Source organism: Azospirillum sp. TSH100, assembly GCF_004923295.1.
Classification (GTDB): domain Bacteria; phylum Pseudomonadota; class Alphaproteobacteria; order Azospirillales; family Azospirillaceae; genus Azospirillum.
Genome location: NZ_CP039637.1, coordinates 708443 through 722571, shown reverse-complemented (window position 1 = coordinate 722571; position 14129 = coordinate 708443). Strand labels below are relative to the sequence as shown.

Sequence of the window (14129 nt, the reverse complement as noted above, 5' to 3'; positions counted from 1 at the left end):
GGACTTGCCGTCAATCTGACGCTCCCACGGCGTCGGTCCGGCGCCACCAAAGGGGTTCCGACAGGCGGTCGATCAGGAAATCGGCAAGCACTCCGACCTTGGCCGGCCGCGTGCGGGCCGAGGGCGTGATGAAATAGAGGCCGCCCTTCGGCAGCGACCAGTCTGTCAGGATGGCGGTCAGCCGCCCGTCGGCGAGATGGTCGGCCGCCATGAATTCCGGCAGTTCGGCGATCGCCAGCCCTTCCAGCAGCATCGGCACCAGTGCATCCGCATTGGTGACGCGCAGCGGGCCGGACGGGGTGACGCTTTCCTCCTCGCCGGCGCTGTTGGTGAAGTGCCAGATGTCCTGCCGACGGCGGTAGGCATAGCCCAGGCAATGATGGCCGTTCAGTTCGCGGGGATGGCGCGGTTCGCCATGGCGGGCGAGATAGCTGGGAGCGGCGAGCACCACCGGCGACACCCCGCACAGCCGCCGCGCCACCAGCGAACTGTCCGCCAGCACCGCGATGCGCAGAGCCGCATCGAAGCCGTCCCCGACCAGATCGACGACGGCGTCACTCAGATGCAGGTCGATGGAAATCTCGGGATAGAGGCGGAAGAAGTCCGGCAACAGCGGCGCCACCCAGCGCAGCCCGAAGGACATCGGCACCGCGAAGCGGATCAGGCCACGCGGCCGGCTGGACATCTCGCGCACCGCATTCTCCGCCGCTTCCGCCTCGTCATAGAGGCGGGTCGCGCGCTCCGCCAGCGAATGGCCGAAATCGGTCAAGGCCAGCCGGCGGGAGGTGCGGTTGAACAGCCTCGCCCCCAGCCGTTCCTCCAGCCGGCTGACCGCGCGCGATACGGTGGCGACCGACACCCCCATGGCGCGGGCCGCACCGGCGAAGGACCGCTCCTCCACCACCTTGGCGAACATCGCCAACCCCTCGAAATCCGGCAGCTTCGACATCGCCAATCCTGCAATGATAATTTTCAGTCATTTCTATTTCGATGCGTATCTGCCGTCGATAGCTTTGTCTCCAGCGAACAACCCAATTCCAAGGAGACTTTCAGATGTCACGCAAGCTCGATGGCAAGATCGCGCTGGTCACCGGCGCCACCAGCGGCATCGGCCTCGCCACGGCCAAGCGCTTCGCCGCCGAAGGCGCCACCGTCTATCTCACCGGCCGCCGTCCGTCGGAGCTGGAAGCCGCGGTGACGGCGATCGTCGCCGCCGGCGGCAAGGCGACGGGGGTGCAGGCGGACTCCTCCAACCTCGCCGATCTCGACCGGCTCTATGCGCAGATCCAGAGCGAGGCCGGCCGGCTCGACGTGCTCTACGCCAATGCCGGCGGCGGCGGCATGCTGCCGCTCGGCGCCATCACCGAGGAGCAGTATGAGGACACCTTCAACCGCAATGTGAAGGGCGTGCTGTTCACCATGCAGAAGGCGCTGCCGCTGCTCGGCCGGGGCGCTTCGGTGATCCTCGCCGGCTCCACCGCGGGCAGCATGGGCACGGCGGCCTTCAGCGTTTACAGCGCCAGCAAGGCGGCGGTGCGCAACTTCGCCCGCAGCTGGATCCTGGACCTGAAGGATCGCGGCATCCGCATCAACACGCTCAGCCCCGGCCCGATCCGCACGCCGGGTCTGGTCGAGCTGGCCGGGCCCGATGCGGCGCAGCAGCAGGGTCTGGTCGATTACCTTGCCGCCCAGGTCCCGCTGGGCCGCGTCGGCGACCCGGACGAGATCGCCAAGGCCGCCGTCTTCCTGGCGTCCGACGACAGCAGCTTCGTCAGCGGCATCGAACTGTTCGCCGACGGCGGCATGGCCCAGGTCTGACGAGGGTCTGAGGCGCCGTCTCGTCCGCTTCGCAGTCGGCCCTTATGCGCCGGCCGCGGAGCGGACCAGCCGGGCGAATCCCTTCTCGCTGAATGGGTAAGGTGTCATGCTTGGGATCAGAATCCCCCAGGGAGGCGGTTCACATGCCACCGCTGGCAGACACAGGCCCCGCCACTCCTTCACCGGCCGACCTCCCTTGGCACGCGCTGGGGGCCGCCGCCGTCGCCGAACGGCTCGGCAGTCCGGCCGATGGGCTCGGCAGCACGGAGGCGGCGGCGCGGCTCGCCCATTTCGGGCCCAACCGCCTCACCCCGCCGGAACGGCGGCCGGCCTGGCTGCGCTTCCTGGCCCAGTTCCACAATCTGCTGATCTATGTGCTTCTCGTATCGGGTGCGGTGGCTTTGCTGCTTAGGCACTGGACCGACGCCGGGGTGATCTTCGGCGTCGTGCTGGTCAACGCGCTGATCGGCTATATCCAGGAGGACAAGGCCGAGCAGGCGCTGGAGGCCATACGCAACCTGCTGTCGCCCCAGGCGGTGGTGCTGCGCGACGGCCATGCGGTGACCCTGGCGGCCGACGCGCTGGTGCCGGGGGACCGCGTCTTCCTGGTTTCCGGCGACCGGGTGCCGGCCGACCTGCGGCTCGACCGCAGCAAGGGGCTGCTGGTGCAGGAGGCGGCGCTGACCGGCGAATCGGTCCCCGCCGCCAAGTCCGCAGCCGCCGTCCCCGCCGATGCCGCACTCGGCGACCGCGGCGGCATGGCCTATGCCGGGACCATGGTGGTGCAGGGGCAGGGCACCGGCATCGTGGTGGCGACCGGCGACGCGACGGAGGTCGGGCGCATCGGCCATCTGCTGGCCTCCGTGACGAGTGTGGCTACGCCGCTGCTGGTGTCGATGGCGCGGTTCGGCCGCTGGCTGACCGGCGGCATCCTGCTGCTGGCGGTGGTCACCGTCCTGTTCGGCATGCTGGTGTATGGCGAGCCGTGGCAGGACATGGTGCTGACCGCGGTCGGGCTGGCGGTGGCGGCGATCCCGGAGGGGTTGCCGGCGGTGATGACCATCACCATGGCGGTGGGGGTGACCCGCATGGCCCGCCGCAACGCCATCATCCGCCATCTGCCGGCGGTCGAAATGCTGGGAAGTGTCCGTACCATCTGCACCGACAAGACCGGCACCCTGACCCGCAATGAATTGCTGACGACCTGCATCGTCACCGCCGACGCCACCTATGTCGCCGGCGGCAGCGGCTATGCGCCGGAGGGGGAAATCAGCCGGGATGACCGGCTGGTCGATCCGGCGGGCGAACCGCTCCTGCTCGATCTGGCGCGGGCGGCGCTGCTGTGCAATGACGCCGTCCTGCACCGTGATCCGGGCGGCGAGTGGCGGCTGGCCGGCGACCCGACCGATGGGGCGCTGCTGGCCCTGGCGATGAAGGCGGGGCTGGACCCGGCCGGCGAGGCGACGCGCTACCCGCGCCGCGACGCCCTTCCCTTCGAGTCCGAGCGCCAGTACATGGCGACCCTGCATCATGACCACGCCGGCCACGGCATCCTGGTGGTGAAGGGCGCACCGGAACGGGTGCTGGCGCTGTGCGAGCGGGAACGGCGCGGCAATGGCGGCGCCCCGCTGGAGCGGCAGCGTTGGACCGTCCTGACCGCCGAACTGGCCGGGCAGGGGCAGCGCGTGCTGGCGCTGGCGATGCGGCGCACCCCCATCGGCCTGTCCGAACTGATCGACGAGGATCTGCGGGAGGAGGGGCTGGAACTGCTCGGCCTCTGCGGGCTGATCGATCCGCCGCGGGAAGAGGCGCTGGTCGCGGTCACCGCCTGCCGGCAGGCCGGCATCACAGTGAAGATGATCACCGGCGACCATGCCGCCACCGCCGCCGCCATCGGCCGGCGCTTCGGTCTGCCCGAGGGCGTCATCGCCGGGCCGGAGCTGGATCGGCTGGACGAGGCCGGATTCGCCGCCGCCGCCCGGGCCAACAGCGTCTTCGCCCGCACCACGCCGGAACACAAGCTGCGCCTGATCGCAGCACTCCAGGCGGCGGGCGACACCGTTGCCATGACCGGTGACGGCGTCAATGACGCGCCGGCGCTGAAGCGGGCCGACATCGGCGTCGCCATGGGCCGCAACGGGACGGAGGCGGCGAAGGAGGTGGCGGCTATGGTGCTGGCCGACGACAATTTCGCCTCCATCGTCCATGCGGTGGAGGAGGGGCGAACCGTCTACGACAATCTGCGCAAGACCATCCTGTTCATGCTGCCGACCAATGGCGCGCAGGCGGTGGTGATCCTGCTGGCGGTACTGTCGGGCAGCCTGCTGCCGATCACGCCGGTGCAGATCCTGTGGGTCAACATGGTCACCGCTGTGACGCTCGGGCTGGCGCTGGCCTTCGAGGCGCCGGAACCCGGCGTGATGGCCCGCCCGCCGCGTCCGCGCGACGAACCGATCCTGGTCGGCCGGCTGGTGCGGCGGATGCTGGTGGTGCTGGCCCTGCTGGTGGCGTCCAGCTTCGGCTTTTTCCACTTCCACCGCCTGCAGGGCGACACCATCGAAGAGGCGCGGACCATCGCCGTCAACGCCCTGGTGGTGGGCGAGATCTTTTTCCTGCTTAGCGCCCGCGACCTGCATGGCCGGGCCGGGCTGCTGTCCGCACTGGCCGGAAGCCGGCCGGTCTGGCTGTCCATCGCGGTGATGACCGTGCTGCAACTTGCCTTCACCTATGCGCCCCCCGTGCAGACCCTGTTCGGCACGGCGGCGGTCGGCCTCACCGCCTGGGCGGCGATGGCCGCTGTCGGCGCCGGGCTGTTCCTGCTGATGGAGTTGGAAAAGCGGCTGTCGGCCAACCGATCTCCGTCCTGATCGAAGAATGGTCTGGACTGAGGCGGCAGGGAAGCCCACGCTGGGGGCGTGCGCCATCCAAACTCCTGAATGCGAGGTCGCAATGGACGCTCCGATCAATTCCGATTTCCCACTTCGGCCGATTGGAACCGCGGAGGAGTTGATGGATGTCGCCGTCGGGATGGAACACGAGGCGGCGCTGCGTTACGAGCAGCTTGCCGCGATGGTCGCCCGGCAGGGGAAGCCCGAACTCGCCACCCTCTTCCGGCGTCTGGCCGAGCTGGAAAAGGGGCATGAGGACCAGTTGAGCCGCTGGGCCGAGCGCGACGGCCTGCGCGCGCCGCGATCGGCAGGGGTCTCCTGGCGGATGCCGGAGACCTTCGATCCGGCCGATGGCGGTCCATCGTTCGGACCCTACGAGGCTCTGGCGGTTGCGGTGCGTAACGAGGAGCGGGCCTTTGCCTTCTACACCTACGTCGCCGCCTCGGCGCTGACCGAAGAGGTCCGGCGCCGGGCCGAGGGGCTGGCCCGCGAAGAGTTGGAGCATGTCGGCCTGCTGCGCCGCTGGCGTCGTGAGGCCTACCATGCGTCACGGCCCGCCAGACACCGCAATCCGCGCACGCTGGAAGAGCTGTTCATACTGTCCACGGCGATGGAAGCCGCGTCGGCCGAGGTCGATGACGCCGCAGCCGCAGCCGTCGGGGCTTCCGGCGCCGTGGAAGCGGCGACCGTGCTGCGCCGGCTTGCGGACAAGGCCCGCGGCTGCGCACAGGGAGCAGAACCGGAGGTGCCGGGAAGCGATGCCGCCGAAGATGCCCGTGCGGCCGGTCTGCTTCGTCCGGGCTCGCTCACGGCGGAGGGGGCCTTGCGCCTGTCGATCCGGGATGCCGAGGAGATCCTCGACATCTATCTCGCCGCCGCGGAACAGGCGACCGAGGAAGCCCTGCTCAACGAATCACAGAGATTGGCCGAGCAGTCCTTGAGCCGCCTTGCGCTCGTCCGGTCCCTGCTGTCGAACCCGGACGCGGTTGCGGATGCGGCCTAGGCAGCGCGGAGGACGCATCCGCTGGCCGCAGCCGGCCTATTCCTCCTTCGCGTCGAAGCGATAGCGGAAGTCGCAATGGTCGGCGCCCTGCATGATGGTCTGGGTCCGCTCCATCTTGATGCGCGGGTCGTAGCCGGTGCAGAAGGCGGCGTCGCGGTTGCAGGACAGCAGATGCCCGATCGACCCCAGCCCCATCTCCCGGTACATCTCGGCGTAGCGGCAGCGGGTGACGTTGTAGTCGAAATGGGTGTCGTCCTGCCGCTTCACCTCCAGCCGCAGCGCGTCGTCCTTGGTCCACAGCGGTTGAAGATCGGCGAAGCTCTTCAGGCTGGTGCCCTCCGGCTCGGTCGCGGCGAAGGATTTGGCGGCGGCCAGGGCCGCCTTGGTGATCGCCGCCCCCAGGATCTCCTGCGCGGTGGCCTCGCCCAGCCGGGCGGCCATCTCCTCATAGACCGGCTTCAGGATTTCCGCCTCGATGCGGCGGCGTTCGAGGATGCCCATGGTTTGGGTCATGACTGGCTTCCTTCCATCAGATGGCGTCAATCGGCTTTAATGGGCGTGGCCGCCAAGGTAGGCCTCGGCGATGCGGGGATCGTCGCGCAGCTGGTCGGCTGGTCCGGACAGCACGATCCGGCCGTCCTCCAGCACCGCGGCATGGTCGGCGATGCGCAGGGCGGCGCGGGCATTCTGTTCGACCAGCAGGATCGACACCCCTTCGGCCCGGATGCGGACGATCAGGTCGAAGATCTGTGCCACGATCTTCGGCGCCAGCCCCAGCGACGGCTCGTCGAGCAGCAGCAGGGTCGGCCGGCGCATCAGGGCGCGGGCGATGCACAGCATCTGCTGCTCGCCGCCCGACAGCGATCCGGCATTCTGGCGCAGCCGTTCGCGCAGGATCGGGAACATCGCCAGCACACGGTCCAGCTCGCCCAACCCGACATCGCCGCCGCCCAGCACCAGATTCTCGCGGACATTCATGTTGGAGAAGATCTGCCGCCCTTCCGGCGCCTGCGACAGGCCCAACTGGACGATGCGGTGGGCCGGCATGTTGGCGATCGGCTGGCCGCGAAAGGTGATGCTGCCCTGCTTTGCCCGGTAGATGCCGGAGACGGTGCGCATCAGCGTGGTCTTGCCGACGCCGTTGGAGCCGAGCACGGCGACGATGGCGCCCTCCGGCACATCCAGGCGGACGCCGTGCAGGATCTCCTGCGGCCCCATGGCGACATGCAGGTCCGCGATCGAAAGCAGGGGTGCGGTCAGTGGCGGCGCGGTCATTCATCCACCCCAAGATAGGCTTCGAGGACGGCCGCGTCTGTGCGGATAGCATCGGGCGTGCCGTCGGCGATCTTGCGGCCGGAGGCCAGCACCAGGATGCGCTGGCAGATGCCCATGACCAGCGTCATGTCGTGTTCGACCAGCATGATCGTCAGGCCCTGCCCATGCAGCCGCTTGATGAAGGCGGCCAGATCGCGCGTTTCGGTGTCGTTCAGCCCGGCCGCCGGCTCGTCCAGGATCAGGAAGCACGGCCGCATGGCGAGCGCGCGGGCGATCTCCAGATATTTGCGCTGGCCGTAGGGCAGGTTGGCCGCCAGTTCCGCCGCCACATGGGTCAGGCCAACCGCCTCCAGCGCCTCCCAGGTGCGGCGGCTGATCTCGGTGGAGCGGTCGCGGCCGCGCTTGTGGAGCCCGCCGAACAGCGCGCCGAAGGCCCCCTGCGGCAGCGCGCCGACGGCGCCGACCGACACGTTGTCGAAGACCGACATGTTGGGGAAGACACGCAGATTCTGGAAGGTGCGGCTGATGCCGAGCCGGGCCACCTGATTGGGCTTCAGCCCGCTGATTGTCCTGCCGGCGAAGGCGACGGTGCCGCCGGACAGCGGGGTGAAGCCGGAAATCAGGTTGAACAGCGTGGTCTTGCCGGCGCCGTTCGGCCCGATCAGCCCGACCAGCTCGCCCTCGTCGACATGGGCGGTGACGTCGCCGACCGCCTGCACGCCGCCGAAGCGGCGGCTGACGTTGCGGATTTCAAGAAGATGGGTCATCGCCAGCCGATCCCTTCGCCTTTTCCGGTGTTCCGCCACGCCCCACCCAGCTGCCGGCGGACCAGACGCAGGGCGGAAACCTCGCCCAGCAGCCCCTTCGGCAGCAGCAGGATGGAGAGGAACATCACCAGCCCGACCATGATGTTGCGGAAGTCACCGAGACCGCGCAGACCCTCCGGCAGCAGGATCAGCAGCAGCGCGCCGATGACCGCTCCCGGCAGGCTGCCCAACCCGCCGACCACCACCATCGCCAGGATCAGGATGGATTCGGAGAATTTGAAGTCGCCCGGCGAGATGTAGCCGGTCATGTGCGCCCACAGGCTGCCGGCCACCCCCGCGAAGAAGGCCGACAGGGTAAAGGCCTCCATCTTCAGCCGCACGGTGCTGACGCCCATCGCGTCGGCGCATTGGTCGTCCTCGCGGATCGAACGCAGTGCGTTGCCGTAATAGGAATGGCTGAGGCGGCCGATCGCCACCACCGACAGCGTCACCACCGCCGCCACCGTGTAATAGGCGGCGAGGCGGCCGGACAGGCTGACGCCGAACAGCTCGAACCCCTTGGAGACGATGATGCCATTGGGGCCCTTGGTGAAGTCCACCCAGTTCAGCATGACCAGATACAGCATCTGGCCGATGGCCAGCGTCGCCACGGCGAAATAGATGCTGACCAGCCGCATCGTCGGCAGCGCCACCAGGAAGGCGACCAGCGCCGCCACCAGACCGGACAGCGGCAGCGTGACGGTGAAGCCCAGCCCCAGCTTTGAGGTCAGCAGCGCCGCGGTGTAGGCGCCGACGCCGTAGAAGGCGGCATGCCCCAGATGCAGCAGGCCTGCCACCCCCGTCACCAGATGCATGGAGGCCGACAGCAGGACGAAGATCAGCGCCAGATTGGCGATCTGGTAGAAATAGCCGCGGTCGAAGCCGGCCAGCAGCGCCGGCAGGGCTGCGAAGACCAGCAGCAGGATCACCGCCGGAACCAGCCAGCCCCGACGTCTGGTGAGCCCGTCCGTATGATCGGGGGGCGCCGCAGTCTCAAACGCGTTCACGGCGCGCTCCGAACAAGCCGTTGGGGAAGAAGATCAGGGTCAGGATCAGGAAGCCGTAGGCCACCATGTCCGACCAGCCCGACGAGACGAAGGTCGTCGCCATGCTTTCCGAAATGCCGAGGATCAGCGCGCAGATCACCGCACCGGGGATGGAGGACAGGCCCCCCATCACCATGGCGACGAAGGCCTTGATGCCGGGCGTGAAGCCCATGGCGGGGAACACCGCGCCGTAATAGAGCCCCATCAGGATGCCGGCCGCCGCCCCCATCATCGATCCGACGACGAAGGTGGTGATGATGGTGCGGTCGGTGTCGATGCCGACATATTTGGCGCCGAGCGGGTTGTTGGACACCGCGCGGATCGCCAGCCCGACGCGGGTGCGCGTCAGCAGATATTGCAGGCCGATCAGCATGGCGGCGGCGACGCCGAAGATGATGAAGTCACCGGTCACCAGGATCACCGGGCCGACCCGCACCGGCGTGTTGATCAGATACTCGAAGGGGACGGAGCGCATCTGCGATCCAAAGACGATTTCCAGCGCCTCGCGCACCACGATCGACACCGCCAGCGAAGAGAGCAGGGTCGATTCCCGCATCGCCCGCGATTTCAGCGACGCCTCGTCTGTGAAGCGGCGGAACGGCTTGAAGGCGATCCGCTCCAGCGAGAAGCCGGCCAGCGCCCCGATCGCCAGCGCGCCCAGGATCACCGCCACGATGGGCGGCGCCGTGGCCGAGATCAGCACGAGGCCGGCGAAGGCGCCCAGCGTGTAGATCTCGCCATGGGCGAAGTTGACGACATTCAGCACGCCGAAGATCAGCGTGAAGCCGATCGCCATCAGCGCATAGGTCATGCCCAGAGACAGGCCGATGGCGAGCTGCTGGAGATAGTAGGGATCGAACATGCGGGCTCTGTCGCTGGAGATCGGGGCGCTGGAGATCGGTTGCCGGGTGTTTACTCGGTGACCGGGACGAAGGCGCCGCCCTTGACCTCGACCTTCACCAGCTCCTTTTCCGCCTCGCGGTCGGCGCTGAAGGTGGTCTTGCCGGTCACGCCGGAGAAGTCTTTCGTCTGGGCCAGCGCGTCGCGCACCTTCTCGCGCGTCGGGTTGGGCTGGGCCTTCTCCACCGCCGCCAGCATGATGCGGACCGCGTCATAGGCCTGGGCGGGGAACTGGCCGGGGACGGCGCCGTCCGAGCGCTTCTTCCACTCGTCGACGAAATGCTGGACGTTCGGCGAAGGATCGGTCGGCAGGAAGTTGGAGGTCAGATGCACGCCCTCCGCAGCACTTCCGGCCAGTTCGATCAGCTTCGGGCTGTAGGCAGCCGAGGTCGAATAGACCGGCGTCTTGATGCCGAGCTGCTGCAACTGCTTCAGGAACTGCGCGCCGTCCTCATAGAAGAAGCCGGTGTAGATGGCGTCGGGCTTGGCCCGCTCAAGCTTGCTGATGAGGGAGCGGTAGTCCTTCAAGCCGCGGTTGAAGAATTCCGAGAAGGCGACGGTGCCGCCATTGGCCTTCACCGCGTCGGAGAAGCCGCTGACCACCGACTGGCCCCAGTCGGTCTGCTCGGCGATCACCGCGACATTCTTGAAGCCCTTGGTCGCCATCCATTTGGCGTTGTAGGGGCCTTCCTGCGCCTGGGTCGCGATGTTGCGGAACTGGTACTTGGAGATCTTGGTGTAGTCGGGGTGCGAGGCGGTCTGCGACAGCTGCGGCATGCCGGCGTCCTTGTAGACCTGCGCCGCCGCCATCGACACACCCGAGGTGAAGTCGCCCAGGACGCCGACGATCTCCTTGTCGTCCACGAACTTGCGGGCGATGTTGGTGCCCTCCTTGGCGTCGGACCGGCTGTCCTCGAAGACGATCTCCACCTTGAACGGCTTGCCGGCGGCGTTGAACTCGCTCAGCGCGATCTCGGCCGCCTTGCGGAAATCCTGACCATATTGGGCAGTGTCGCCGGTCAGCGGCAACTGGTAGCCGAGCTTGACCGTGTCTGCGGCGAGGGCCGAACCGGCGATCCCGGCGGCGGTGAGGGTCGTCAGGGTGAGGAGGCGGAACGTCATGGCGATGGCACCTTCTTATTGTGCGTCGTTGCAGGCTTCGCGGGGATGCGCGTCTAGTCGGCAGGCTGGGCGCCCGGCAGGACCTTCAGTCGGCAACAGCCCTCGTCGCCCGGCTTCCAGGTCTCGCCCTTGAAAACGAAGCCGGCGGCCTCGAACAGACCGCCGTCGATGGCGCCGGCCATCTTGCAGAGCAGTTCCAGATCGGTTTCCGACCTGCCCTGGGCCTGCCAGGCCTCTTTCAGCGGGCAGCGGTGGAAGTGGATTTCCAGCGCCTCGCCGTCGCAGCGCTTGATCTCCGGCGCGAACATGCTGTCACGGTTGGGAATGCCGTCGAGGAAGGCATGGCACAGGCCGGTCAGGTCGTCCGGGCCGTGGCCGGCATACTTCGCGCCCATCGCCTCGCCGAGGCGGCGGGTGGCCTCCTGCCCGACCTCCAGCGCTATTTCGGTGCCGAAGCGCTCGCGCAGCACGTCGAACATGTGGGCGTAGGACGCGGCGCGCATCGCATAGGCATTGCGCAGAAGGGTGGGGTAATCAGGGGTGTCCGACATGCCGGCCTCTCATTGTTTATATCTCGCGGGCGTCGTTCCAGCGGTATTGCAGGATCTTCAGCGGCCCGATGCGTTGCAGCAGAGCGTTGAAGGGCAGGGGTGTCGGCGCCGTGAAAGGCAGGGCGAGATCCTTCGGATCCCGGCCGATGGCGGCATAGGCCAGTTCCCGCCCCAGCGAGATCGACAGAGCGACGCCCCGCCCGTTGCAGCCGGCCCAGGCGAAGGCGTTCGGTCCCAGCCTATGGATACGGGGGAAGTAGTCGGTGGTCATGGCGATGCGGCCATTCCACACATAGTCGAAGGTGACCCCGTTCAGTGCCGGGAACATTCCGGCCAGACGGGCGCCGACGATGCGCTTCAGCCGCTCCGCTCCATTCAACGGGATCAGCAGCGCGCCGCCGGTCACCAGCCGGTTGTCGGCGGTGTAACGCATGAAGCGCAGGTCGCCATGGGTGTCCGACATCGCCGGCCGGCCCGGCAGGATGGTCTTGCGGACGTTGTCGCCCAGCGGCGCGGTCGCCATCTGCCAGGACAGCACCGGCACCACCTCCGTCCGGATGTCCGGGAAGACGGCGGCGGCATAGCCGTTGGTGCCCAGCACCAGTGCGCCGGCGGTCACCTCCCCCTGCGGGGTGCGGGCGAGCCAGCCGTCGCCGCGCCGCTCCACCGACAGGGCGGGGGAGTTGACATAGACCGCCGCCCCGGCCGCCACCGTCCTGTCCGCAAGCCCGCGCACCAGTGCCAGCGGGTTGATGTGCCCGCCGGTCCGGTTCATCCAGCCACCGAAATAGGCGTCGGTGCCGAGGATGGCGGACACCGCGGTGCGATCCAGCAGTTCCACATCCGCGCCGTAGCGCCCCCACTGGCCGGCGCGGCGCTCGGCGATCCTGATACGGCCCGGCGAATGCACCGGCTGGACCCAGCCGGTCTGCTCCGCCGCGCAGTCGATCCCGAGGCGGCGGACCAGATCGAACAAGGTGGAGGCGCTGTCGCGGATCAGGCCAACGAAGCGCTCGCCCGCCTCACTGCCGAAACGGGCAACCAGATCGGCGGGGTCGGGGCGGGTCAGGGTCGGAATGACCTGCCCGTTGTTGCGGCCGGACGCCCCCCGGCCCAGTTCGGACGCCTCCAGCACCACCACGCGGCGGCCGGCCTCCGCTGCGTGCAGGCCGGCCGACAGGCCGGTGAAACCGCCGCCGATCACCAGCAGGTCGGCTTTTACGCTCTCCTGCAAGACCGGCAGTGCGGGCGGCGGCGGGGCGGTGGCTTCCCACAGGGAATTGGGGCGTTGCCAGATGCCACCCCGACCGGGGATGCCCTGTGCCTGGTCTACCGCTTGTTCCGTCACGTCCGCCTGTCCCGTCCGGCCAAATCCGCCGGGCCCGTTTTCCCTTTTGGGTCAGGGCCCTGCATTTCCCCAGGAACTATGGGACAATGGACACACGCATGCAATTCCCAAGATTTTCTCGCGGAAATTTTTTCATGTCACGCGCCTTCGTGGGGAATTTGGCCGGTTTGTACATGATCTGGATCATTTCGGCAGGACGGTTTCCGCCAGCCTCACCCAATAGCTGGCGCCGATCGGCAGCACCGCATCGTTGAAATCATAGTGGGGGCTGTGCAAGTTGCGTCCCTGGTCGGACGGCCCCGCACCAACCCAGATGTAGCAGCCCGGACGCTTTTGCAGCATGAAGGAGAAATCCTCCGCCCCCATGCTGGGCATCGGGTCGAGGTCGAGGGATTCTTCTCCGACCACGCGAGCCGCCGCCCGGCGGGCCAGTTCGGTCTCCGCGGCGCTGTTGGTGGTGGGGGGATAGCGCCGTTCGTAACGCAGGCTGGCCTCGACTCCGAATCCGGCGGCGATGGCGGCTGCCACCTCGCCCATGCGGCGCTGCACCAGATCCTGCACCTCCGGCCGGAAGGTCCGGACCGTGCCGCGGAGAACGGCGGTGCCGGGCAGGACATTCCACGTGTCGCCGGCGTGGAACTGCGTGACGCTGACCACCGCCGAATCGATGGGATGGACGCTGCGGCTGGCGATGGTCTGGAGGGCCGAGACGATCTGGCTGCCGACCATGATCGTGTCGGTTCCCATATGCGGCATGCCGGCGTGGGTGCCCTTGCCGGTCAGGGTCAGCTCGAAGATGTCGTAGGCGGCCATCAGCGGACCGGGGCGCAGCGCGATGCGGCCGACCTCCAGTCCCGGCCAATTGTGCATGCCGAAGACCTTTTCGACGGGGAAGCGGTCGAACAGCCCTTCCTCCACCATCACCCGGCCGCCGCCCTCATTCTCCTCGGCCGGCTGGAAGATGAAGACGATGGTGCCCTGGAACAGGTCGGGATGTTCGGTCAGGTAGCGGGCTGCACCCAGCAGCATCGCCGTGTGACCGTCATGCCCGCAGGCGTGCATGCGTCCGGGATTGCGCGAGCTGTGTGGAAGGTTGGTTTCCTCGTGGATGTGCAGCGCATCCATGTCGGCGCGGAAGCCGACCATTGGCCCCTCACCGTTGCGCAGGATCCCGACCAGACCGGTCTTGGCAAGGCCGCGGTGAACCTCCAGCCCGAAGGAGGTCAGCTTTTCCGCCACGAAGTCGCTGGTCCGCTGCTCCTCGAAGGCGGTTTCCGGATGGGCGTGCAGATCGCGCCGCCAAGCCGTCATGTCCGCCGTCAGCCGCTCCAGCTCCGACACCATCCCGTCCATCGTCCCTATCCCTTTGTTT

Annotated in this window: 13 protein-coding genes; 3 read left to right on the top strand and 10 right to left on the bottom strand. The window is 68.0% G+C overall.

Annotation, left to right across the window (positions count from 1 at the left end):
- Positions 1-10: 10 nt before the first annotated feature.
- A complete protein-coding gene (locus E6C72_RS24625) occupies positions 11-949 on the bottom strand; it encodes a LysR family transcriptional regulator (protein ID WP_109084019.1) in 939 nt (312 codons plus the stop codon).
- 104 nt (positions 950-1053) lie between these two features.
- Between E6C72_RS24625 and E6C72_RS24620 the strand changes: the two genes are divergently transcribed.
- From E6C72_RS24620 to E6C72_RS24610, 3 genes are all read left to right on the top strand, one after another.
- On the top strand, positions 1054-1818 hold the full coding sequence (locus tag E6C72_RS24620) for an SDR family NAD(P)-dependent oxidoreductase (RefSeq protein WP_109084020.1): 765 nt from the start codon (positions 1054-1056) through the stop codon (positions 1816-1818).
- 143 nt (positions 1819-1961) lie between these two features.
- Complete coding sequence (locus E6C72_RS24615) at positions 1962-4685, top strand: HAD-IC family P-type ATPase (RefSeq protein WP_109084021.1); 2724 nt, start codon at positions 1962-1964, stop codon at positions 4683-4685.
- 142 nt (positions 4686-4827) lie between these two features.
- Positions 4828-5709: a ferritin family protein gene (locus E6C72_RS24610; protein ID WP_158280101.1), complete on the top strand. Its 882-nt coding sequence runs from the start codon at positions 4828-4830 to the stop codon at positions 5707-5709.
- Between the two features lie 36 nt (positions 5710-5745).
- Here E6C72_RS24610 and E6C72_RS24605 read toward each other — a convergent pair whose 3' ends face one another.
- The 9 genes from E6C72_RS24605 to E6C72_RS24565 form a co-directional block, all read right to left on the bottom strand.
- Entirely contained in the window at positions 5746-6222 is a 477-nt protein-coding gene (locus E6C72_RS24605) for an L-2-amino-thiazoline-4-carboxylic acid hydrolase (RefSeq protein ID WP_109084023.1), read from the bottom strand.
- A gap of 36 nt (positions 6223-6258) precedes the next feature.
- Positions 6259-6984, bottom strand: a complete 726-nt coding sequence (locus E6C72_RS24600) for an ABC transporter ATP-binding protein (RefSeq protein WP_109084024.1) — start codon at positions 6982-6984, stop codon at positions 6259-6261.
- Positions 6981-7751 carry an ABC transporter ATP-binding protein gene (locus tag E6C72_RS24595; protein WP_109084025.1) on the bottom strand — a complete coding sequence of 257 codons (771 nt, stop codon included), beginning with the start codon at positions 7749-7751 and terminating at the stop codon, positions 6981-6983. Before E6C72_RS24595 ends, E6C72_RS24600 begins: the two co-directional genes overlap by 4 nt.
- On the bottom strand, positions 7748-8797 hold the full coding sequence (locus E6C72_RS24590; RefSeq protein WP_199228659.1) for a branched-chain amino acid ABC transporter permease: 1050 nt from the start codon (positions 8795-8797) through the stop codon (positions 7748-7750). The genes E6C72_RS24595 and E6C72_RS24590 overlap by 4 nt, the downstream gene beginning before the upstream one ends.
- Positions 8784-9698, bottom strand: coding sequence for a branched-chain amino acid ABC transporter permease (locus tag E6C72_RS24585; RefSeq protein ID WP_098736474.1), 915 nt, complete (start codon positions 9696-9698; stop codon positions 8784-8786). Before E6C72_RS24585 ends, E6C72_RS24590 begins: the two co-directional genes overlap by 14 nt.
- 50 nt (positions 9699-9748) lie before the next feature.
- Positions 9749-10858 (bottom strand): ABC transporter substrate-binding protein, encoded by a 1110-nt coding sequence (locus tag E6C72_RS24580; protein WP_109084026.1) that lies wholly within the window; start codon positions 10856-10858, stop codon positions 9749-9751.
- Positions 10859-10911: 53 nt separating this feature from the next.
- A complete protein-coding gene (locus E6C72_RS24575) occupies positions 10912-11409 on the bottom strand; it encodes an L-2-amino-thiazoline-4-carboxylic acid hydrolase (RefSeq protein ID WP_109084027.1) in 498 nt (165 codons plus the stop codon).
- 16 nt (positions 11410-11425) lie between these two features.
- Positions 11426-12757, bottom strand: a complete 1332-nt coding sequence (locus E6C72_RS24570) for an FAD-binding oxidoreductase (RefSeq protein ID WP_199228660.1) — start codon at positions 12755-12757, stop codon at positions 11426-11428.
- A gap of 183 nt (positions 12758-12940) precedes the next feature.
- Complete coding sequence (locus tag E6C72_RS24565) at positions 12941-14110, bottom strand: M20 aminoacylase family protein (protein ID WP_109084028.1); 1170 nt, start codon at positions 14108-14110, stop codon at positions 12941-12943.
- Between the last annotated feature and the right edge of the window lie 19 nt (positions 14111-14129).